Raw genomic sequence first — 18,638 nt, 5'->3', positions numbered from 1 at the left:
ATTACGGCACTTGCCGCCTTGTTATGCAAGTGTATAAATACTGGAAGGGCCAAGTTCGGCGGTTTTTCCGGAACAGCGAAGGTGGACATGGCAGTCGCCGCGCGGAGAAAATTCCGCCGAGAGGGCGAGGAGCGCCGCCGGCAGGACCTGATCGAGGCGACGCTGGACTGCGTCGCCGAAAACGGGCTCGCCGGCGCCACGGTTCGTGCCATCGCATTGCGTGCGGGCGTCACCGCCGGGCTGATCAGGCACTATTTTCCGGGAAAGGAAGACCTGTTGCAGGCGGCCTACGCCACTGTAATGGGGCGCATGACCGAGCTGGCGAAATCGGCCCTCGAAAATGTCGAGCGGGCGCCGCGCCGCCGGCTCGCGGCCTTCGTCGAGGCCAGCCTCGTGCCCCCGGTGGTCGACGCGCGTAGCTTTTCGCTGTGGGCGAGCTTCATCGGGCGGGCGGGTTCGGATGCCGCGCTCGGGGCTGCGCACCGCGCCGGCTACCTGGGGTTTCGCGACGAGGTCGAGGTACTCGTGGCCGAGGTGCTTGCCGAGGCCGGCAGGCGGGCGGATATGGCCGAGTTGCGTCGGCACGCCATCGCCATCAACGCCATCATCGACGGGCTCTGGATAGAAGGCTGCCTCGCAGGGGACATGTTCGCCAACGGCGAATTGGCCGAAATCGGCGTGAGCTCCGTCGAGGCGATGCTGGGCTTGAAACTGAACGAGAAGGAGGTCGCATGACGACGGTCGGCGAGGCGCTGATAGGGCTGCTCGAGGCCTATGGCGTCGACATGGTGTTCGGCATCCCCGGCGTGCACACGATCGAGCTCTATCGTGGGCTGGCAAGATCGAGGATCCGGCATGTCACGCCGCGCCACGAGCAGGGCGCGGGCTTCATGGCCGACGGCTACGCCCGTGCCTCGGGCAAGCCGGGCGTCGCCTTCGTGATCACCGGGCCGGGACTGACCAACACCATCACTGCCATGGCGCAGGCGCGTGCCGATTCGGTGCCGATTCTGGTGATTTCGGGCGTCAACGCCATGCCCACCTTGGGCAAGGGCCTGGGCTACCTGCACGAACTGCCCGACCAGCGCGGCATGATGGAGAAGGTGGCGTTGTCGTCGCGGCGGATAGCCGACGCAGCCGAACTGCCCGGCACAATAGCAAGGGCGTTCGAGATCTTTGCGGCGCGGCGCCCGGGACCGGTGCATATCGAGATACCGCTCGATGTCATGGGCAAGCCGGCGGAGGGGTTGAGGCCATTGCCGAAGCGTGCCGTTGCGCACGTTCCCGGCGAGCGCGCGCTTGCCGAAGCGCGACTCTTGGTCAGTGCGGCGAAGCGGCCGCTGATCCTGGCGGGTGGCGGGACGCGCCGGGCCGAGGCTGAACTCAAGGCCCTGGCCGAAAAGCTCGACGCGCCGGTCGTCACGACAGCCAACGGCCGCGGGTTGCTCCACGGCCACGCGCTCAACGTTCCGGCGAGTCCGAGCCTCAAGGCGGTCAGGGCGCTGATGGCGGAGGCCGATCTGGTGGTCGCCGTCGGCACCGAGTTCGGTCCGACCGACTACGACATGTATGGCGACGGCGGCTTCGTGATGCCGAAGAGCCTGATCCGCATCGACGTCGACGAGATGCAGCTTGCCCGGCGCCCTGCCGCGGTTTCGATCCTGGCCGATGCCGGAGCAGCACTTGCGGGGCTGGGCGCCGATATCGGCGTGTCGCGCCAGGCAGGAGGCGCGCTGCGCGCCCGATCCGCCCGCGAATCGGCATGGCAGGAGATCGGGCCCGCCATGCAGGAGCAGGTGGGCGCCGTCGAGGCGATCCGCGACGCCCTGCCGGGCGCGATCATCGTCGGCGATTCCACCCAGCCGGTTTACGCCGCCAATCTCTACTACGACCATGACCGGCCGGGCGGCTGGTTCAACGCCGCGACCGGCTACGGCGCGCTCGGTTTCGGGCCGCCGGCGGCGATCGGCGCGGCATTGGCCGTGCCGGATGCGCCCGTCGTCTGCCTCAGCGGCGACGGCGGTTTCCAGTTCACCCTGCCGGAGTTGGGGGCCGCGCTTGATGCCGCGGCGCCCGTCATCTTCGTCGTGTGGAACAACCGCGGCTATCGCGAGATCGAGACCTCGATGCTCGAGGCCGGCGTCGAGCCGGTCGGCGTGTCGCCGGTGCCGCCGGATTTCGCGCTGATTGCCCAGGCCTACGGGCTCGGGGCCGAGCGCCTTACCGATGTCGCAGCCCTCGGCAGCGCCCTGAAGAAGGCACGCTCGACGGGAAAGCCCTGTCTGATAGAAATTGCCGTGGAATAGGCCGCGTCGCGGCTCACTGCGGGAGTCCATCATGACGAAGAGTTTCGAAGCCCGGCATGTCGTCGTCACCGGCGCCACCGGTGCGCTGGGCGCGGCGATCGCCAGGCACCTGCTGGCCGAGGGCGCCATCTGCCACCTGCCCGTCAGCCGGGCGAAAGCGCCAGACGATTTCGAGTTCGCCGGCCATGACCGCATCCATATCGCAACTGGCGTCGACCTGACCGATGCCAGGGCGGTGGACGCCTTCTACGACGCCGTCCCCGGCCTCTGGGCCTCGGTCCATGCGGCCGGCGGCTTCGACATGGGCGCGATCGAGGCGGTCGACCCCGACCAGTTCGGCCGGATGATGGACCTCAACGCCAGAACTACCTTCCTCTCCTGCCGCGGAGCCGCCCGCTCGATGATTGCCGGCAGCGCTGGCGGCCGCATCGTCAACGTCTCGGCCCGTGCCGGCATCGAGCCGCGCAAGGGTGGCGGCATGGTTGCCTATGCCGCGAGCAAGGCGGCGGTTGCGGCGCTGACTGTGGCCCTCGCGGAGGAGCTGAAGGTCGCCGATATTCTGGTCAACGCCGTGGCGCCGTCGACACTCGACACCAAAGCCAACCGCGACGCCATGCCGAAGGCCGATTTTGCCAAATGGGTCAGCCTCGAAGCCGCCGCGGCGGCGATCGTGCAGCTGGCGTCGCCGGCCAACCTGGTCACCAGCGGCACGGTGGCGGCGATCTACGGACGCGCCTGAAACGCAGCCAACCTCCGCCCGGTTCGATCGAGAGGCCTGTTGGCCTACTGCGTCAGCAGCCCGCCGTTCGGCACGCCGAGCAGCTTGGCCGGCAGGTAGATGACCAGCGACGCAGCGCCCTTGATGACCTGGCCGCCGTCGGCCAGGATCGTCTCGGCCGGTGCGCCCTCGCCCCTCTCGGTGACGTCGTTCATCAGCCCGCCCTTTGCCGTCAGCGCCATCAGCGTGGGCGAGCTGGCGAAGACGCCGTGAGTGCCGCCGTCGAGATTGGACGTGTCGAGCACGGTGATGTTCTCGGCCTGCAGGGCGGCGACGTCGGCGCCGGAGCCGACGCGTGGATGGCCGCCCGTCAGCCCGCCGGACAGGTTGAGCGCCTTGTCGCGCGTCGACACGAGGATCGTGAACGGATCCGGCAGGTCGTCGATGTCGCGCATCTGGCTCTGGAACACGTCCATGTCGATGTCGGGCGCAGCCAACACGAGGCCGTTGATACGGCTGATGTATTTGTCGCGGCCGCTGAGCGACAGGCTGCGCAGCGCCTCCATCACCACATAGCTGCCCATCGAATGGCCGACCAGCACGATGCGCTTGGCCTTGGTGCGCGCGGCGATCTCGATGGTGTCGGCGAGGCCGTCGCGGCTGTAGGCGGCACTGTCGCGGTCATAGACGTAGAGCGGCAGCGAGCCGGCCGACGGCCAGGCATAGTGCAGCGCCACCGACTTGACCTTGTAGTCGTGGACGATCTGGGCGTTGCGGAAGATGCTGTCTGCGAAATTGTTGTTGTAGCCGTGCACGAAGATGAAGATTTCGCGCTCGGCTTCGGGGCGCCGCATCAGGTCGGCGTCGAGGGCGGCGACGAACCCAACCTTCTCGTCATAGGGCTGGAAGGTGCGGGCGACGAAGTTGCGCGCCGGGCTGGGCGACCGGCTGGCGCTCTCAACCTCGCCGGCGACATGCGTCTTGGGGATGCCGATCTCGAACTTGGCGAAGGTGAGCTGCTTGGCGCGCTCGGACGAATAGGGCAGCGACAGGTCGTTCGACCGGGCCCGCATCGTCGCGACATAGATCGGCACGACGGCAGCCGATTCGCCTTCCTTGCCGTCGTCGAGGCCGAGCACTGCCCGGCCGCCGCAGCCCGACAGGACCAGAAACACCAGGACAAACGTCAGAAAACGCAACTTGGGCATGGTCTGGCTCTGAACGCGGGCGCAATTCCGCGATTTAAGAGCAGCAATTCCCGGCTGCGGCAACCGCAGAGGCGGCCGCACGATGGCGCGGTGATGAATTCTGCTTTCGTCCTGAAGCATTCCGGCATCACTTCGGCTTCGCAATCTCGTCGCGGCTGCGGCCGAAACAAGAAAAAACCCCGCCGGATCGCTCCGGCGGGGTTTCGATGTCAGCTTGCTTGAAGCCCGGGCTACTTAGGTGCCGCGGTTCTTCAGGGCAGCACCCAGAATGTCGCCGAGCGAAGCGCCGGAGTCGGTCGAGCCGTACTGGGCAACCGCTTCCTTCTCTTCGGCGATTTCCAGCGCCTTGATGGAGACCTGAAGCTTGCGGGTCTTCTTGTCGAAGGCGATGACGCGGGCGTCGACCTTCTGGCCGACGACGAAGCGCTCGGGGCGCTGCTCGTCGCGGTCGCGCGACAGGTCGGAACGCTTGATGAACGTCTCGATGCCGCTTTCGACCAGACGGACTTCGAGGCCGCCGTCCTTGATCGCGATCACTTCGCAGGTCACGACGGCGTTCTTGCGCAGTTCGCCCGAGGTCGCGGCTTCGCCGACCGAGTCACGGCCGAGCTGCTTGATGCCGAGCGAGATGCGCTCCTTCTCGATGTCGACGTCGAGCACCTGAGCCTTGACCATGTCGCCACGGTTGTACTCTTCGATGACCTGCTCGCCCGGACGGTTCCAGTCGAGGTCCGAAAGGTGCACCATGCCGTCCACGTCGCCGTCGAGGCCGATGAACAGACCGAACTCGGTCTTGTTCTTGACCTCGCCCTCGACCTGCGAACCAACCGGGTGGTTGCGGGCGAAAGCTTCCCACGGGTTCTCGAGCGTCTGCTTGAGGCCCAGCGAGATGCGGCGCTTGGCCGGATCCACTTCGAGCACGACCACGTCGACCTGCTGGGTGGTCGACAGGATCTTGCCGGGGTGCACGTTCTTCTTGGTCCACGACATCTCGGACACGTGGATGAGGCCTTCGATGCCCGGCTCGAGCTCGACGAACGCACCGTAGTCGGTGATGTTCGTGACGGTGCCGGTGATCTTCTTGCCGATCGGGAACTTGGTGCCGATGTCCGACCACGGATCGCTCTCGAGCTGCTTCATGCCGAGCGAGATGCGGTGGGTTTCCTGGTTGATGCGGATGATCTGCACCTTGACCGTCTGACCGATGTTGAGGATCTCGGTCGGATGGTTGACGCGGCGCCAGGCCATGTCGGTGACGTGCAGCAGGCCGTCGATGCCGCCGAGGTCGACGAACGCACCGTAGTCGGTGATGTTCTTGACCACGCCTTCGACCACCTGGCCTTCTTCGAGGTTCTGCACGATTTCCGAACGCTGCTCGGCGCGGCTCTCTTCGAGAACGGTGCGGCGCGACACGACGATGTTGCCGCGACGGCGATCCATCTTGAGGATCTCGAAGGGCTGCGGGTTGTGCATGAGCGGGGTGACGTCGCGGATCGGTCGGATGTCGACCTGCGAACGCGGCAGGAAGGCAACGGCGCCGTCGAGATCGACGGTGAAGCCGCCCTTGACCTGGTTGAAGATGACGCCTTCGACGCGCTCGCCCTTGGTGAATTTCTCTTCGAGCTTGACCCAGCTTTCTTCGCGGCGAGCCTTGTCGCGCGACAGCATGGCTTCGCCAAGCGCGTTTTCGATGCGCTCGACATAGACCTCTACGGTGTCGCCGACCTTGAGCGTGCCGTCCTTGCCCTTGGCGCCGAATTCCTTCAGCGGCACGCGGCCTTCGACCTTCAGGCCGACGTCGATGATGGCCATGTCTTTTTCGATGGCCGTGACGATGCCCTTGACGACCTGGCCTTCGCCCGAGTGACCGTCCGAGAAGGACTCTTCGAGCAGGCTCGCGAAATCGTCGCGGGAGGGATTAGCTTGTGACATTGGATCTCCTGGTGCGTCCCGTCTTGCGGGAGCGGCGCCGTGGGTTCGTGTTGCGTTGGCCTGCCTGCATTCCGGGCTGAAAGCCCTTGGCCGCCTGAGGCGGCAAATCGGCGCAAGAAGAATGCTGGCAAGTCGGTTGAGCGGCCAAATCCTAGGACTTCGGCCTGTTCTCAGCCGCCAAGGACCCGATCGACGATGTCCCTGGCTGCAGAAAACGCGGCTTCTATATCCATTTCCGACGTATCGAGCAAGTGCGCGTCGTCGGCGGGCCGCAATGGCGAATCGGCGCGGCCGGTATCGCGCTCGTCCCGGCGCTGGATGTCGGCGAGGATGCCGGCAAAATCGGCGGTGCCGCCATTGGCCTCGATCTCGGCCAGTCGGCGCTGGGCCCTGACTTCGGCGCTGGCCGTGACATAGAGCTTCACTTCGGCGTCCGGGCAGACGACGGTGCCGATGTCGCGGCCGTCGAGCACCGCCCCTTGCGGCGCGCGTGCGAACTCGCGCTGCTTGTCGACCAGGATCTTGCGGACTTCGGGAATGACGGCGACTTTGGAGGCTGCCTCGCCGACGGCATGGGCAGAGAGCACCTTGCGGTCGAGCTGCCCGAGATTGACCAGCTTCGCTGCCTCGATGGCATGGCCGACATCGTCGAGCGGCCAGCCCTTCTCAATCAGCATCTGCGCAACCGCGCGATAGGTCAGCCCGGTGTCGAGCAGCGCCAGGTGGTAATAGTCGGCCAGGCGGCGGGCGAGCGTACCCTTGCCGGCGCCTGCCGGTCCGTCGATGGCGATGGTGATGGAGTTCGGCATCGTTCGCGCGATCCGCCTTTCAGATGCTGCGCATCAGGCCGCCGTCGACCCTGAGGCTCTGGCCGGTGATGTAGGCGGCAGCCTCCGAGACAAGGAACGCAATGGTCGCGGCGACCTCTTCCGAGCGGCCGTAGCGGCCCATCGGCACGCCGGCGCGGCGCTCGTCGGTCTGCGGGAGGCTGTCGATCCACCCCGGCAGCACGTTGTTCATGCGCACATTGTGCTGGGCATACTGGTCGGCGAAAAGCTTTGTGTAGGCGTTGAGGCCGGCGCGTGCGACCGCCGAAGTCGGGAACATCGCCGCCGGTTCGCTCACCCAGGCGGTCGAGATGTTGACGATGGCGCCGCCCTTCTGGTCGACCATGACCGGAGCGACAAGCCGCACCGCGCGCACGACATTCATGAAATAGACGTCGATGCCGGCGTGCCACTGCTCGTCGGTGATCTCCAAGAGCGGCGCGCGCGGGCCATGGCCGGCGCCGTTGACCAGCGCGTCGATGCGGCCCCATTTGTCCATGGTCAGGTCGACGAAACGCTTCAGGTCGTCGTTCGACTGGTTGGAGCCGGTGAAGCCGATGCCGCCGAGCTCCTTGCCGAGCGCCTCGCCCTTGCCTGAGGAGGACAGGATGGCAACCGAATAGCCGTCCGCCGCCAGCTTCCGTGCCGCAGCAGCTCCCATGCCGCTGCCGCCGCCGACGATCATGGCTACTTTGTTGGTCATGAGATGCTCCTTTTCAGGCGACAGTCTGGTCGATCTCAGCCCCGAGCCCTGCCATCAGCCCCATGAATTCGGGGAAGCTGGTGGCAATCATGGCCTGGTCGTCGACGGTGACGGGCTTTTCGGACGCCAGTCCCATGACCAGGAAGCTCATGGCGATGCGGTGGTCGAGATGCGTCTTCACCGTGCCGCCGCCAAGGCCCTTGCCGCCGGGCACGCCACGCACGCACAAGGTCACCTCGCCTTCGGTGCAGTCGACGCCGTTGGCCTCGAGGCCGCGGGCGACGGCTGCCAGGCGGTCGGATTCCTTGACGCGCAGCTCCTCGAGCCCCTGCATCAGCGTCTCGCCCTCGGCGAAGGAGGCCGCGACCGCAAGCACCGGATACTCGTCGATCATCGACGGAGCGCGCTCGGCGGGAACCTTGACGCCCTTCAGTTCCGAGCCGCGCACGCGCAGATCGGCCACGTCCTCGCCGCCGGCATTGCGCCGGTTGAGGATGTCGATCTTGCCGCCCATCTCGATCAGCGTGGTGATGAGGCCGGTGCGGGTCGGGTTCATCAGCACGTTTTCGATGGTGACGTCCGAGCCCGGCACGATGAGGGCCGCCACCAGCGGGAAGCCCGCCGAGGACGGATCGCCCGGAACGGCGATGACCTGGCCGGTCAGCTTGCCCTGGCCCTCGACGAAGATGTGGCGGACGCCCTGTTCGTCGGTCTCGACCTCGATGTTGGCGCCGAAGCCCTTGAGCATCTTTTCGGTGTGGTCGCGCGTCATCACCGGCTCGATCACCGTGGTGATGCCCGGCGTGTTGAGACCGGCGAGCAGCACCGCGGACTTCACCTGCGCGGAGGCCATCGGCACACGGTAGGTGATGGGGGCTGCCTGGCGCGGGCCGCGCAGCGTCAGCGGCATGCGATCGCCGGGGGCGGCGTCGACCACCTGCACGCCCATCTGGCGCAGCGGGTCGAGCACGCGGCCCATCGGCCGGCCAGAAAGCGAGGCGTCGCCGATGAAGGTGGTTTCCATGTCGTAGGTGCCGACCAGGCCCATGGTGAGGCGCGAACCGGTGCCGGCATTGCCGAAATCGAGCGGGCCTTCGGGCTGGAGCAGGGCGCCGTTGCCGGTACCCTTGATGATCCATTCGCCGCCGCTCTTTGTTATTTGGGCGCCCATCGCCTTCATCGCTTCGCCGGTGCGCATGACGTCCTCACCTTCCAGCAGGCCGGTGATGCGGGTTTCGCCTGCGGCGAGGCCGCCGAACATGAAGGACCGGTGCGAGATCGACTTGTCGCCCGGCACGCGGGCGGTTCCGGACAAGGGTTGCGACTTCCGGGCGACTGCCGGCTGCGGCACGGCGCTGTGCGACATGATTGTTCCTCTTGCGGAATGCCCTGGGCGGGCTTTCCCGACGATTGCGGCGGTGTCGTAGCATCGATTGCCATGGCGGTCATCCCCCTTGCGCGGCAAGGATTTGCGGCTCGGCCGAATCGCCGGGATTTGGCTTTGACAGCGCCGCAAACTGCCGCTAAGGGGACCAACTTCTACAAAGACGAGGCCTGACGTGGCAAAATCCGAGCTTGGCACAAAGCGTATCGACCCGGAAACGGGCCGCAAATTCTACGACCTGAACAAGGACCCGATCGTCTCGCCCTACACGGGCAAGACCTATCCGCGTTCCTATTTCGACGACGGCAAGGTGCAGATCCTCGATGAAGAGGAGGACGTCGACCAGAAGGAACTGGACGCCGAGGACGAAGGCGCGGAAGTCGTTTCGCTGGAAGACGCCGACGACGAAGCCAAGGGCGGTTCCGATGAACTGCCGGATATGGGTGACGACGACGTTGACCTCGGCGACGACGACGATGACACCTTCCTCGCCGACGAGGAGGAGGAAGACGACGACGTCTCCGACATGATCGGCGTCGGCGACGACGAAGACGAGATCTGACAGGCCTTTGGGAGAAACCGAAAAAAGGTTTCGAACAAGGCTTGCCAAGGGCAGAATGCGGCGCTAGAAGCCGCCCTGCAAATACGGCGCGGGCCACGAAATCCGCGCCGACCTCTTCGCCGGAAACGGCGCCGGCTCAACGCCGGGTGTGGGGCCATAGCTCAGTTGGGAGAGCGCTTGAATGGCATTCAAGAGGTCGTCGGTTCGATTCCGATTGGCTCCACCAAACAGTCTTTAATATCAGAGACTTGCGCCAGTTTTGCGCCTTTGCAACAACCGCCGCGAATTCGATAAAGGTTTCCGAGGCTTGCAAGGCCCAAGAGGAAAGATCTTCGTTCCCGATTTGGTCCACCAAACAGTCTTCCGCAAATGTGACTGTTTCCTCATTCTTTGAATAGCCTCGACTTTTCAGTAGGTTAGGCTCTGGTTTCAGCCGAGACGTGGCCCGGAGACGAGGGTGTCGGCGCGATTTCAGCTGATTTTGGCTAGCCGTCTCAATGGGCGCTGTTCCACGTCCACTTGTTTTCTCGTTCGATGGTTGGTGCATCGCCACGATGCGCGGCAGCATCGCCCATGATGCACATGTAGAAGTTGAACTTGCCCCGCGATATGCCGGGATCAAGTTTCGTGACCTCCTGCGTGAAGCCATCAATTTTGTAAGCTTCGAATTCCTCGTCTTTGAAAAAGTGTTTTGCGATGCGGAGCAAGCTAAACGCGTCGAGAGGGGTGTAGCCGCCTGATTTCTTTCCTGTCGGCGTGCGGGCGGGTTCCGGTTCCGGGCTCGCACTCTCGGCCTCGATCGTGCCGTACTCCTCGGTGCGGTTCAACGCCTCCGTCGTTCCTTCGCGGATTTCACGAAACTCGCGGTCGGCAAGTTCGAATAGGGCGGCCAAAGTGTTGATGCGCCGCTTCAACTCGATAGGAATAGATTTCTTGTACTTGATCTTGTGGTCCAGCACACTCCAGGAATCTTGGACCACTGTACGGATCTGCAACTCGAAGGGAAAATCGGCGTAGGCGGCATACTCCTTCATTCCGCGCCTGCCTCGGTGAGTCTTAGGTCCATGTGCAGGCCCTTGTAGCCGAAGGCATTGTCCGTTTCGTGCATCTGGGCCGTCTTGTCGGTGATCTCGATCACCTCGAATTCCCCAGAGACGAGATCGCGTACGCGCTCAACCTCGTCTTCATAGAAGCAGACGATCCGAAGCCCCGAAGATCGGTGATGTGGTTTCGAATCGAATAGGGAGTCTTGGAGCTTTCCAGTTCCGTTTGGTATTTTCGACGGAACTTGCTGAGACACTCCTCTCGATCCTTCACGCGCCCTTCCAGCTTGGCTGCGGCAATCGCCGGATCGGTGGCTAAAAGTGAGCGGAGGAGCGTCTACATTGCGGCTTTGGCGGACGCCATCTTGTCACGGGAGGCGTCGTAGAAATTCCTAAAGACGATCTTTTCGTTCTCGTAATCCAGCGAAGGCATGCGTCCCCCTTCTTCGCATCCCGGATGTATGACGCTTAAATAGCTCGAAATGCTTTTGCATAGAAAGTGGATACCAGCTAGTGCAGCAGTACTGCCTATTAAGGCGGTCAGTTTCTGTTGATTCGCGCGCCAGCAGGCCGTAGAGCTGCCCGTCCGCAGCGGGGAATGAAATAGCGTCTGAACGGCTAAAAAGGGGTAGGCACCTGACTGATGCGCCGAGCATTAGCCGACGGCAGCTATACCATCGTGAGTTGCCAGAATCTGCCTGACCGGAAGCGGCCCCCCATCGGAATGGCGTGACGCTCAAATGCGTTTTGTGACAGCTGCCTGGGAGGCTGCCGCGGCCATGGGGGCATTAGCGACCGCCGTCCCTTCTCAACCGCGAACCGGAGTTCTCGCCAAATCTCAGCTAGGAGCCAGCCGATCTCGGGAAGACGTGCGAGGGGAAGATATAGGCAAGACATGAACGGCCGTTTGATTAGGCCGGGCCGTTCCCGGACATTCTTTCCCCGACCGGGGGAGGGCGTTACCTCGCGGGCAGGAAACTATCCGCCATCTCCGTTATGTCAACCCGGGGCGGGCCGTCACGAAAGCACTTCTACCGGCAGGCCGCAGCCGCAGAGGAGGCCTTCCGCATCCTCAAGCGGCGGCGAGACCGTTGCTAGGCGGGGGACGCATCACCCAGGAAGTCACCGGGCATCAGTGCGATGTCGGCGAGTGTATAGTGATCGAGGGTACTCTGGAACGACGACAGTGCGTCGCGCAGCATGCCGGACAACTTGCAGCACCGTGTAATTGTGCACTGGTTCCCGGTAGCGAAGCACTCGACCAGTGCGAAATCCGGCTCGGTCAACCGGATGACGTCGCCGATCCGGATGTCTTCTGGCCGGCGACCGAGTCTTAACCCTCCCGACCTGCCGCGAACCGCTACGAGATAGCCAGCGCGGGTCAGCGTGTTGGCCACCTTGTTGAGATGCGTTTTCGACACACCGAACGCACGAGCCGTCTCTTCGATGGTGAACAACTGGTCCCCGGCGGACGCCGCAAACATCAGCATTCTGAGCGTGTAGTCGGAAAAATTCGTTAGCCTCATTTCACTCCAACCTTCGCCGCATGCCTACTTGCCGGCCGTCCGGCAGGTCACAGGCTGTCGGCCGTGATCGGCGCGACGGTCAACGTGTTTTCACCGCGATTGTAGGCCAGCGCAAGGCGGAAGGAATGGGCGATACGCAATGCCCGTTCTATGAACAGTGCCGCGATCTCCGGCGGACAGAGATTGTTGACGGTTGCGCGAAACAGACCCAGCCATCGCCGGAAATGCTGTTCGCCCAGGCTAGGAAGGGCCAGGTGCGGCGGCAGCGGGCGGCCGTCATAGCGGCCAGTGCGGAGCATCAAAGACGACCAGAAGTCACACATTTTTGCCAGATGCGGCGGCCAGTCATGCTGCGCGATCGCCCCGTTGAAAAGCGGTCCGAGCAGGGCGTCGTTCCGGATCTCGGCATAGAAGCCATGTACCACGTCGCGGATCATCCGCTCATCCAGCCCTTCGGGTAGCACGCGGCCATCGATGACGATCGTTGTTTCGTGCTTAGCGTCTTCGCTCATGCCTGGGTTCCATCGCCGGCGGGCCAAGCGGCCCCTTGTCGTCCATGTTTGATGAGGTGCGGGCTTCACGATGCGAACTAAAACATATATCGTCAATATATCTTAATGTCGCACGGCTGCGCCCGCAATGAAGGAAACCCGATGAAGCTCGAGCTCGACCAGACCGGAGACTATGTCCTGGAACCGGCATTCCTGGCGGTGCGGCTCTCGCTGGAAGTGAAGGAACTTCAACGACGAATGCGCCTCGGTCTCATAACCAGCATGGTGGAGTGCGGCATCGATGGCGACGAAGGCCGAAAGCGGCTGACCGTGCGCAACCGCAACTCGGTCTGGCGCATCATCGTCGACGCCGGCAACTGCATCGTCAGCGAGGAAGCCTTCGACCTGAGGCAAGCTCCGGCTGTGGCAGACCCACCCCACCAATCTCATCCCGTGGCGCCCGGCGGCGCCCATCAAAGTCAGTTCACGAACAGAAGCAGGGAATGAAATCATGAACGATCAGCATTCGGGCAGAACTCTCGTGCCGATGCTGGTTGCTGGCCTGGTGCTGGTGACCGTAGGCTACGTGGTGATCATGATGTTCGTGTGAACTGGCATTGGAAGTCAGGTGGTGGCCGGAGCGCCCGGCGCCCGGAGACGGACCCCTATCGAACTTCTAAAGGCGCCGGCTGCGATATGACCGCGCCTGCCCGAGTTAACCATTCGTCGGTTGTGGTCGATCCCGTTTTGGCCACGCGCTACCGCGCCGGCAGGAAGCGACTGGCCGTTTGTGAGCGACGCTCACGCGAAGCTGCGGACAGCTTTCGCCGTCGCTCAGAAGGACGGCGATGCGCAGGTCAGGGTCGCGCGTCTCGACATACTTGTTGCGCATCTGCCAAACAGCAAATGGTGGAGTTGCAATGCCCTGACGTTTGGGTAACCTTTGCGCTACGAGTTCATCTTCTCGTCCAAGGCACATGAGGCAAGTCATGACCCAGGACCAGGGAAACGTCGATGTCGCACATCGCGGTGCAGCCAAGCGTCGACGAGAACTCATTGCCTTTCTGGTGCTTGCATTCGGAATCTGGCCGATCGTTGCCGTAGGCGTCGTCGGCGGCTACGGCTTTATCGTCTGGATGTGGCAGCTGGTCTTCGGTCCTCCCGGGCCCCCCGGGGGATGAGCGGATGGACCCCCGAACCAGTATCAGCCGCCGGACTTTCCTGACCGGACGGGTGCCGACAGCGTCACTGAGAATCCTGCCGCCCGGGATGGCCGAAAACATGCTGGCCGCTTGCACGGGCTGCGGTGCTTGTGCCGAGGCGTGTCCAACCGAGATCATCGGACTGGTCGAAGGCAAGCCATCTCTGGACTTCCAGGCTGGAGAATGCCTGCTGTGCGGGGACTGCGCTTCGGTCTGTCCGGAACCTGTGTTCGACCGCGCCGTGCCGCCGGCCTTTGCCCACGTAGTAGCCATCGCGGAGGCGTGCCTGGCGCGTAATGGCGTGTCCTGCATGAGCTGCCGCGACGCTTGTCCCCAAACGGCGATCGCCCTTCGACCGCGAATTGGCGGCCCTTTTCTTCCACAGCTGGACAAGACCGCCTGCACGGGCTGCGGCGCCTGCATCGCACCGTGTCCGGTACAGGCGATCTCGGTCTCGCCAATGGCACTGGAGATCGCCGATGGTTGACGAACGGCGATATCACCACATTTCCAGCGCGGTGATTGCCGTCATGCCCGGCCGTCTCGACGAGGTTGCAGCGGCAATCGCAACCATGAACGGCCCTGAGATCCGTGCCCAGGAAAACAACCGCATCGTGGTCGTGATGGAAGGCGAGAGCGCCGGCCAGTTGGGCGCGCAGCTTGCCGTGCTTGGCGCTCTCGACGGCGTCGTCGCGGCCAACATGGTCTTTGAACATATCGAGGAACTGGAGGGCTCCAAGTCATGACGGCAGAGTTGAACCGACGTGAGCTCCTGAAGGCGCAGGCGGCGGCAGTGGCGGCCGCAACCGCGGGAATCGCCCTGCCGGCGGCAGCGCAGCCGATCCCCGGCGGTGTCGGTGCGCTGGAGATCAGGTGGTCGAAGGCGCCGTGCCGCTTTTGCGGAACGGGCTGTGGCGTCATGGTCGGCGTCAAGGACGGTCAGGTGGTCGCCACCCATGGCGACACGCAGGCAGAGGTGAATCGCGGCCTCAACTGCGTGAAGGGCTATTTCCTCTCCAAGATCATGTATGGCGCCGACCGGCTGACGACGCCGCTGATGCGCAAGCGCAACGGCGTCTACGACAAGGATGGCGAGTTCGAGCAGGTCACTTGGGACGAGGCCTTTGCGCTGATGGCCGAGCGGGTCAAGAAGGTGCTGAAGGAGAAAGGGCCGACGGCAATCGGCATGTTCGGTTCCGGCCAATGGACGATCTTCGAAGGTTATGCCGCAACCAAGCTGATGCGGGCCGGCTTCCGCTCCAACAATCTCGACCCCAATGCCCGCCACTGCATGGCCTCGGCCGCCTACGCCTTCATGCGCACCTTCGGCATGGACGAGCCGATGGGTTGTTACGACGATTTCGAGAACGCCGATGCCTTCGTACTCTGGGGCTCGAACATGGCCGAAATGCATCCGATCCTGTGGACGCGGTTGGCCGATAGGCGGCTGGGACACGAGCACGTAAAGGTCGCGGTGCTTTCGACCTTTACCCATCGCAGCATGGATCTGGCCGACATTCCGATCGTGTTCAAGCCAGGCACGGATCTCGCAATCCTCAACTACATCGCCAACCACATCATCAGCACCGGCAGGGTCAACGAGGATTTCGTCAAGAACCACACCGTGTTCATGAACGGCCAGACCGACATCGGCTACGGATTGCGACCCGAAGATCCACGCGAGACATCTGCAAAGGGGGCAGCCGATGCCGCCAAGATGGAGCCCGCCGACTTCGAAGCGTTCAAGCAGCTTGTCTCGGAGTACACGCTCGACAAGGTTGCCGAACTCAGTGGCGTCGAGAAAGGCTTCCTGGAGGAACTGGCCGAGCTCTATGCCGATCCGAGCCGAAAGGTCATGTCGCTATGGACCATGGGTTTCAACCAGCATGTGCGAGGGGTCTGGGCGAACCAGATGGTCTACAACCTGCATTTGCTGACGGGCAAAATCTCCGAGCCCGGCAACAGCCCGTTTTCGCTGACCGGACAGCCGTCCGCCTGCGGTACTGCGCGCGAGGTGGGCACCTTCGCCCACCGTCTGCCGGCGGACATGGTCGTGACCAACCCCGAGCACCGCAAGCATGTCGAGGAGGTCTGGAAACTCCCACCCGGACTGCTGCCCGACAAGCCGGGCTTCCATGCGGTCGAGCAGGACCGGATGCTGAAGGACGGCAAGCTCAACTTCTACTGGGTGCAGGTCAACAACAACGTGCAGGCTGCGCCCAACAGCAGCAACGAGACCTATCCCGGCTATCGCAATCCGGACAATTTCGTTGTCGTTTCCGATGCTTATCCGACGGTGACCGGCATGTCGGCCGACATCATCCTGCCGGCTGCGATGTGGGTGGAAAAGGAAGGCGCCTATGGCAATGCGGAGCGACGCACCCATGTCTGGCACCAGCTGGTGCGGGCGCCGGGAGAGGCACGCTCAGATCTCTGGCAGCTCGCCGAGTTCTCGAAACACTTCACCACCGACGAGGTCTGGTCGCAGGAGATCCTCGACGCCAACCCCATCTATCGCGGCAAGACGCTGTTCGACGTGCTGTTCCGCAACGGTAATGTCGACAAGTTCCCGCGCAGCGAGATCGATCCCGACTACGACAACAACGAGGCCAGGGAGTTCGGCTTCTACATCCAGAAGGGACTGTTCGAGGAATATGCCACCTTCGGCCGCGGCCATGGGCACGACCTGGCGCCCTATGACAGCTACCACGAGGTGCGTGGCCTGCGCTGGCCGGTGGTCGATGGCAAGGAGACGTTGTGGCGTTACCGTGAGGGATTCGACCCCTATGTGAAGGCCGGCGAGGGGGTCAAGTTCTACGGCCGTCCCGACGGCAAGGCGGTGATCCTGGCCGTGCCCTACGAGCCGCCGGCCGAATCCCCGGACAATGAGTTCGACCTGTGGCTGGTGACGGGCCGTGTGCTCGAGCATTGGCATTCGGGTTCGATGACGCTGCGCGTGCCGGAGCTCTACCGCGCTTTTCCCGGCGCACGCTGCTTCATGAATGCCGACGACGCGCGCAAGCGCGGCATCAACCAGGGCGCAGAGGTGCGCGTGATCTCCAGGCGCGGCGAGATCCGCTCGCGCATCGAGACGCGCGGCCGTAATCGCATGCCATCAGGGGTGATCTTCGTGCCCTGGTTCGACGCCAGCCAGCTGATCAACAAGGTCACGCTCGACGCCACCGATCCCATCTCCAAGCAGACGGATTTCAAGAAATGCGCAGTCAAGATCGTTCCGGTCGCATGAGCTTGCGGCGCAGCGTTCCCGCGCTTGTCATGCTTGTCATCTTTTGTGCAGGCACTGCCGCGCTCGCCCAGATGGCCGCCAAGAGTTCGCCCGAACTGATTGGCCCGCCGTCGCCGATGGAGTCGGTACCGGCTCCGGCCGTGCCCAAATGGGTGACCGACGACGTGCGCCAGATGCGCGCCTATCCCGAGCAGCCGCCTGTCATCCCGCATTCGATCGAGGGCTATCAGCTGTCGGTCAACACCAACCGCTGCCTCTCCTGTCACAAGCGCGAGTTCACGCAAGGATCCGGGGCGCCGATGATCAGCGTCACGCATTTCCAGACGCGCGACGGCCAGATGCTCGCCGACGTGTCACCGCGCCGCTATTTCTGCACCGAGTGCCACGTGCCGCAGGCCGATGTGCGCCCACTGGTCGAGAACCGCTTCAAGGACATGATCGAACTGGGCGTCAAGCCCGCCGGCAGCGAGTAGGCCCATGCAACGATTGAAGGAGCGGCTGTTGTGGGCCTGGCGCATCGTCAGCACGCCGGCCGGGACGCTGAGCCTCGGTTTCCTGACGCTCGGCGGCTTCATCGGCGGCGTCATGTTCTGGGGCGCCTTCAATACGGCGCTCGAGGTCACCAACACCGAGAAGTTCTGCACCTCGTGCCACGAGATGCGCGACAACGTCTATCAGGAACTGACCCACACGATCCATTTCTCCAACCGCTCGGGAGTGCGCGCATCGTGTCCCGACTGCCACGTGCCACACAACTGGACCGACAAGATCGCCCGCAAGATGCAGGCCTCGAAGGAGGTTTGGGGTAAAATCTTCGGCACCATCGACACCAGGCGAAAATTCCTCGACAAGCGGCTGGAACTGGCCCAGCACGAATGGGCCCGGCTCAAGGCCAATGACAGTCTGGAATGCCGCAACTGCCACTCTTCGGTGGCGATGGACCTGACACGCCAGACACAGCGCGCTGCCGAGATCCATACGCGCTATCTGCTTTCTGGGAAGGCCACCTGCATCGACTGCCACAAGGGCATCGCCCATGAGCTGCCCAACATGCAGGGCATAGCTCCTGGCTGGCAGGTGCTGCCGGAACTGCGAGGCGAGCAACTGCCGCAATCCTCGGCCGTCGATGCGCTTGACCGGTACGTCAAGGCGTCGCATGCCGGTTTACCCATAGAGGCGATGACGCTGGACTGAGGGCATGGCGATCGCGTGCCTGTTTGTCGGCGCGCAACGAAACAGCGGGCCACTTCGTTCATCGTCGGGCTTCACAAGCGGTGAGCGACGATGAAGTCACGTTTCGATTACGACATGACGATGGACACCATCATGCGTCGATGGCCCGGTTCGATCCGGGTCATCCTCGGCCATGGCCTGCTTTGCGTCGGTTGCCCGATAGCGTCGTTCCATACGGTGATGGACGCCGCGCGCGAACATTCCCTGGACGAGGACATGCTTGTCGACGACCTTACCAAGGCGATGAAGTAGGGGC

Annotated in this window: 20 protein-coding genes and 1 tRNA gene; 13 read left to right on the top strand and 8 right to left on the bottom strand. The window is 63.6% G+C overall.

What is annotated here, in order from left to right; all coding sequences use genetic code 11:
* The first annotated feature begins 87 nt into the window (after positions 1-87).
* Genes PV773_RS07000 through PV773_RS06990 form a run of 3 tightly spaced genes read left to right on the top strand, consistent with a single transcriptional unit; the run spans position 88 to position 3,045 of the window.
* Positions 88-735: a TetR family transcriptional regulator C-terminal domain-containing protein gene (locus PV773_RS07000; RefSeq protein WP_347965816.1), complete on the top strand. Its 648-nt coding sequence runs from the start codon at positions 88-90 to the stop codon at positions 733-735.
* On the top strand, positions 732-2,306 hold the full coding sequence (locus PV773_RS06995) for a 5-guanidino-2-oxopentanoate decarboxylase (protein WP_347965648.1): 1,575 nt from the start codon (positions 732-734) through the stop codon (positions 2,304-2,306). Before PV773_RS07000 ends, PV773_RS06995 begins: the two co-directional genes overlap by 4 nt.
* Before the next feature lie 31 nt (positions 2,307-2,337).
* Positions 2,338-3,045 (top strand): SDR family NAD(P)-dependent oxidoreductase, encoded by a 708-nt coding sequence (locus PV773_RS06990; RefSeq protein ID WP_347965647.1) that lies wholly within the window; start codon positions 2,338-2,340, stop codon positions 3,043-3,045.
* Between the two features lie 44 nt (positions 3,046-3,089).
* Here the strand turns inward: PV773_RS06990 and PV773_RS06985 are convergent, their stop codons facing one another.
* The 5 genes from PV773_RS06985 to aroA all read right to left on the bottom strand — a co-directional run bounded on the left by PV773_RS06985 (position 3,090) and on the right by aroA (position 9,060).
* Positions 3,090-4,232: an alpha/beta fold hydrolase gene (locus tag PV773_RS06985; RefSeq protein ID WP_347965646.1), complete on the bottom strand. Its 1,143-nt coding sequence runs from the start codon at positions 4,230-4,232 to the stop codon at positions 3,090-3,092.
* Positions 4,233-4,466: 234 nt separating this feature from the next.
* Positions 4,467-6,164, bottom strand: coding sequence for a 30S ribosomal protein S1 (rpsA, locus tag PV773_RS06980; protein WP_347965645.1), 1,698 nt, complete (start codon positions 6,162-6,164; stop codon positions 4,467-4,469).
* A 170-nt stretch (positions 6,165-6,334) separates the two neighbouring features.
* Positions 6,335-6,973 carry a (d)CMP kinase gene (cmk, locus tag PV773_RS06975; RefSeq protein WP_347965644.1) on the bottom strand — a complete coding sequence of 213 codons (639 nt, stop codon included), beginning with the start codon at positions 6,971-6,973 and terminating at the stop codon, positions 6,335-6,337.
* 19 nt (positions 6,974-6,992) lie between these two features.
* Positions 6,993-7,694 (bottom strand): SDR family oxidoreductase, encoded by a 702-nt coding sequence (locus PV773_RS06970; protein ID WP_347965643.1) that lies wholly within the window; start codon positions 7,692-7,694, stop codon positions 6,993-6,995.
* 13 nt (positions 7,695-7,707) lie between these two features.
* Positions 7,708-9,060: a 3-phosphoshikimate 1-carboxyvinyltransferase gene (aroA, locus tag PV773_RS06965; RefSeq protein WP_347965642.1), complete on the bottom strand. Its 1,353-nt coding sequence runs from the start codon at positions 9,058-9,060 to the stop codon at positions 7,708-7,710.
* Positions 9,061-9,253: 193 nt separating this feature from the next.
* Between aroA and PV773_RS06960 the strand changes: the two genes are divergently transcribed.
* On the top strand, positions 9,254-9,640 hold the full coding sequence (locus PV773_RS06960; protein ID WP_347965641.1) for a TIGR02300 family protein: 387 nt from the start codon (positions 9,254-9,256) through the stop codon (positions 9,638-9,640).
* A gap of 150 nt (positions 9,641-9,790) precedes the next feature.
* A tRNA-Ala gene (locus tag PV773_RS06955) sits at positions 9,791-9,866 on the top strand.
* A 268-nt stretch (positions 9,867-10,134) separates the two neighbouring features.
* On the opposite strand, the gene PV773_RS06950 is transcribed toward PV773_RS06955, so the two are convergent.
* The 3 genes from PV773_RS06950 to PV773_RS06940 form a co-directional block, all read right to left on the bottom strand.
* A complete protein-coding gene (locus PV773_RS06950; protein WP_347965640.1) occupies positions 10,135-10,674 on the bottom strand; it encodes a hypothetical protein in 540 nt (179 codons plus the stop codon).
* A gap of 1,103 nt (positions 10,675-11,777) precedes the next feature.
* Positions 11,778-12,209, bottom strand: a complete 432-nt coding sequence (locus tag PV773_RS06945; RefSeq protein WP_347965639.1) for an Rrf2 family transcriptional regulator — start codon at positions 12,207-12,209, stop codon at positions 11,778-11,780.
* A gap of 47 nt (positions 12,210-12,256) precedes the next feature.
* Positions 12,257-12,721: a group III truncated hemoglobin gene (locus tag PV773_RS06940; protein WP_347965638.1), complete on the bottom strand. Its 465-nt coding sequence runs from the start codon at positions 12,719-12,721 to the stop codon at positions 12,257-12,259.
* Positions 12,722-12,862: 141 nt separating this feature from the next.
* Here PV773_RS06940 and PV773_RS06935 point away from each other — a divergent pair, with 141 nt between their 5' ends.
* From PV773_RS06935 to PV773_RS06900, 8 genes are all read left to right on the top strand, one after another.
* A complete protein-coding gene (locus PV773_RS06935; protein WP_347965637.1) occupies positions 12,863-13,207 on the top strand; it encodes a DUF6522 family protein in 345 nt (114 codons plus the stop codon).
* Positions 13,208-13,689: 482 nt separating this feature from the next.
* On the top strand, positions 13,690-13,881 hold the full coding sequence (napE, locus tag PV773_RS06930) for a periplasmic nitrate reductase, NapE protein (RefSeq protein WP_347965636.1): 192 nt from the start codon (positions 13,690-13,692) through the stop codon (positions 13,879-13,881).
* A 4-nt stretch (positions 13,882-13,885) separates the two neighbouring features.
* A complete protein-coding gene (gene napF / locus PV773_RS06925; RefSeq protein WP_347965635.1) occupies positions 13,886-14,389 on the top strand; it encodes a ferredoxin-type protein NapF in 504 nt (167 codons plus the stop codon).
* The gene (locus PV773_RS06920; protein WP_347965634.1) at positions 14,382-14,648 is read left to right on the top strand and encodes a chaperone NapD; all 267 of its coding nucleotides are present in this window, start codon (positions 14,382-14,384) and stop codon (positions 14,646-14,648) included. Before napF ends, PV773_RS06920 begins: the two co-directional genes overlap by 8 nt.
* On the top strand, positions 14,645-17,149 hold the full coding sequence (gene napA / locus PV773_RS06915) for a periplasmic nitrate reductase subunit alpha (RefSeq protein ID WP_347965633.1): 2,505 nt from the start codon (positions 14,645-14,647) through the stop codon (positions 17,147-17,149). The genes PV773_RS06920 and napA overlap by 4 nt, the downstream gene beginning before the upstream one ends.
* A gap of 29 nt (positions 17,150-17,178) precedes the next feature.
* The gene (locus PV773_RS06910; protein ID WP_347965632.1) at positions 17,179-17,622 is read left to right on the top strand and encodes a nitrate reductase cytochrome c-type subunit; all 444 of its coding nucleotides are present in this window, start codon (positions 17,179-17,181) and stop codon (positions 17,620-17,622) included.
* Between the two features lie 4 nt (positions 17,623-17,626).
* Entirely contained in the window at positions 17,627-18,343 is a 717-nt protein-coding gene (locus PV773_RS06905) for a cytochrome c3 family protein (RefSeq protein WP_347965631.1), read from the top strand.
* A 90-nt stretch (positions 18,344-18,433) separates the two neighbouring features.
* Positions 18,434-18,634: a DUF1858 domain-containing protein gene (locus tag PV773_RS06900; protein WP_347965630.1), complete on the top strand. Its 201-nt coding sequence runs from the start codon at positions 18,434-18,436 to the stop codon at positions 18,632-18,634.
* Positions 18,635-18,638 lie beyond the last annotated feature (4 nt).

The sequence above is a fragment of the Mesorhizobium sp. CC13 genome, assembly GCF_039907765.1.
Lineage (GTDB): Bacteria > Pseudomonadota > Alphaproteobacteria > Rhizobiales > Rhizobiaceae > Aminobacter.
This window is presented reverse-complemented; position numbering and strand designations above follow the sequence as displayed.

What these genes read in the sequence shown, in the direction of transcription:
- PV773_RS07000 (WP_347965816.1), top strand. Translation starts at nt 88, where the DNA reads ATGGCAGTCGCCGCGCGGAGAAAATTCCGCCGAGAGGGCGAGGAGCGC.
- PV773_RS06995 (WP_347965648.1), top strand. Translation starts at nt 732, where the DNA reads ATGACGACGGTCGGCGAGGCGCTGATAGGGCTGCTCGAGGCCTATGGC.
- PV773_RS06990 (WP_347965647.1), top strand. Translation starts at nt 2,338, where the DNA reads ATGACGAAGAGTTTCGAAGCCCGGCATGTCGTCGTCACCGGCGCCACC.
- PV773_RS06985 (WP_347965646.1), bottom strand. Translation starts at nt 4,232, where the DNA reads ATGCCCAAGTTGCGTTTTCTGACGTTTGTCCTGGTGTTTCTGGTCCTG.
- rpsA (WP_347965645.1), bottom strand. Translation starts at nt 6,164, where the DNA reads ATGTCACAAGCTAATCCCTCCCGCGACGATTTCGCGAGCCTGCTCGAA.
- cmk (WP_347965644.1), bottom strand. Translation starts at nt 6,973, where the DNA reads ATGCCGAACTCCATCACCATCGCCATCGACGGACCGGCAGGCGCCGGC.
- PV773_RS06970 (WP_347965643.1), bottom strand. Translation starts at nt 7,694, where the DNA reads ATGACCAACAAAGTAGCCATGATCGTCGGCGGCGGCAGCGGCATGGGA.
- aroA (WP_347965642.1), bottom strand. Translation starts at nt 9,060, where the DNA reads ATGTCGCACAGCGCCGTGCCGCAGCCGGCAGTCGCCCGGAAGTCGCAA.
- PV773_RS06950 (WP_347965640.1), bottom strand. Translation starts at nt 10,674, where the DNA reads ATGAAGGAGTATGCCGCCTACGCCGATTTTCCCTTCGAGTTGCAGATC.
- PV773_RS06945 (WP_347965639.1), bottom strand. Translation starts at nt 12,209, where the DNA reads ATGAGGCTAACGAATTTTTCCGACTACACGCTCAGAATGCTGATGTTT.
- PV773_RS06940 (WP_347965638.1), bottom strand. Translation starts at nt 12,721, where the DNA reads ATGAGCGAAGACGCTAAGCACGAAACAACGATCGTCATCGATGGCCGC.
- PV773_RS06935 (WP_347965637.1), top strand. Translation starts at nt 12,863, where the DNA reads ATGAAGCTCGAGCTCGACCAGACCGGAGACTATGTCCTGGAACCGGCA.
- napE (WP_347965636.1), top strand. Translation starts at nt 13,690, where the DNA reads ATGACCCAGGACCAGGGAAACGTCGATGTCGCACATCGCGGTGCAGCC.
- napF (WP_347965635.1), top strand. Translation starts at nt 13,886, where the DNA reads ATGGACCCCCGAACCAGTATCAGCCGCCGGACTTTCCTGACCGGACGG.
- PV773_RS06920 (WP_347965634.1), top strand. Translation starts at nt 14,382, where the DNA reads ATGGTTGACGAACGGCGATATCACCACATTTCCAGCGCGGTGATTGCC.
- napA (WP_347965633.1), top strand. Translation starts at nt 14,645, where the DNA reads ATGACGGCAGAGTTGAACCGACGTGAGCTCCTGAAGGCGCAGGCGGCG.
- PV773_RS06910 (WP_347965632.1), top strand. Translation starts at nt 17,179, where the DNA reads ATGCTTGTCATCTTTTGTGCAGGCACTGCCGCGCTCGCCCAGATGGCC.
- PV773_RS06905 (WP_347965631.1), top strand. Translation starts at nt 17,627, where the DNA reads ATGCAACGATTGAAGGAGCGGCTGTTGTGGGCCTGGCGCATCGTCAGC.
- PV773_RS06900 (WP_347965630.1), top strand. Translation starts at nt 18,434, where the DNA reads ATGAAGTCACGTTTCGATTACGACATGACGATGGACACCATCATGCGT.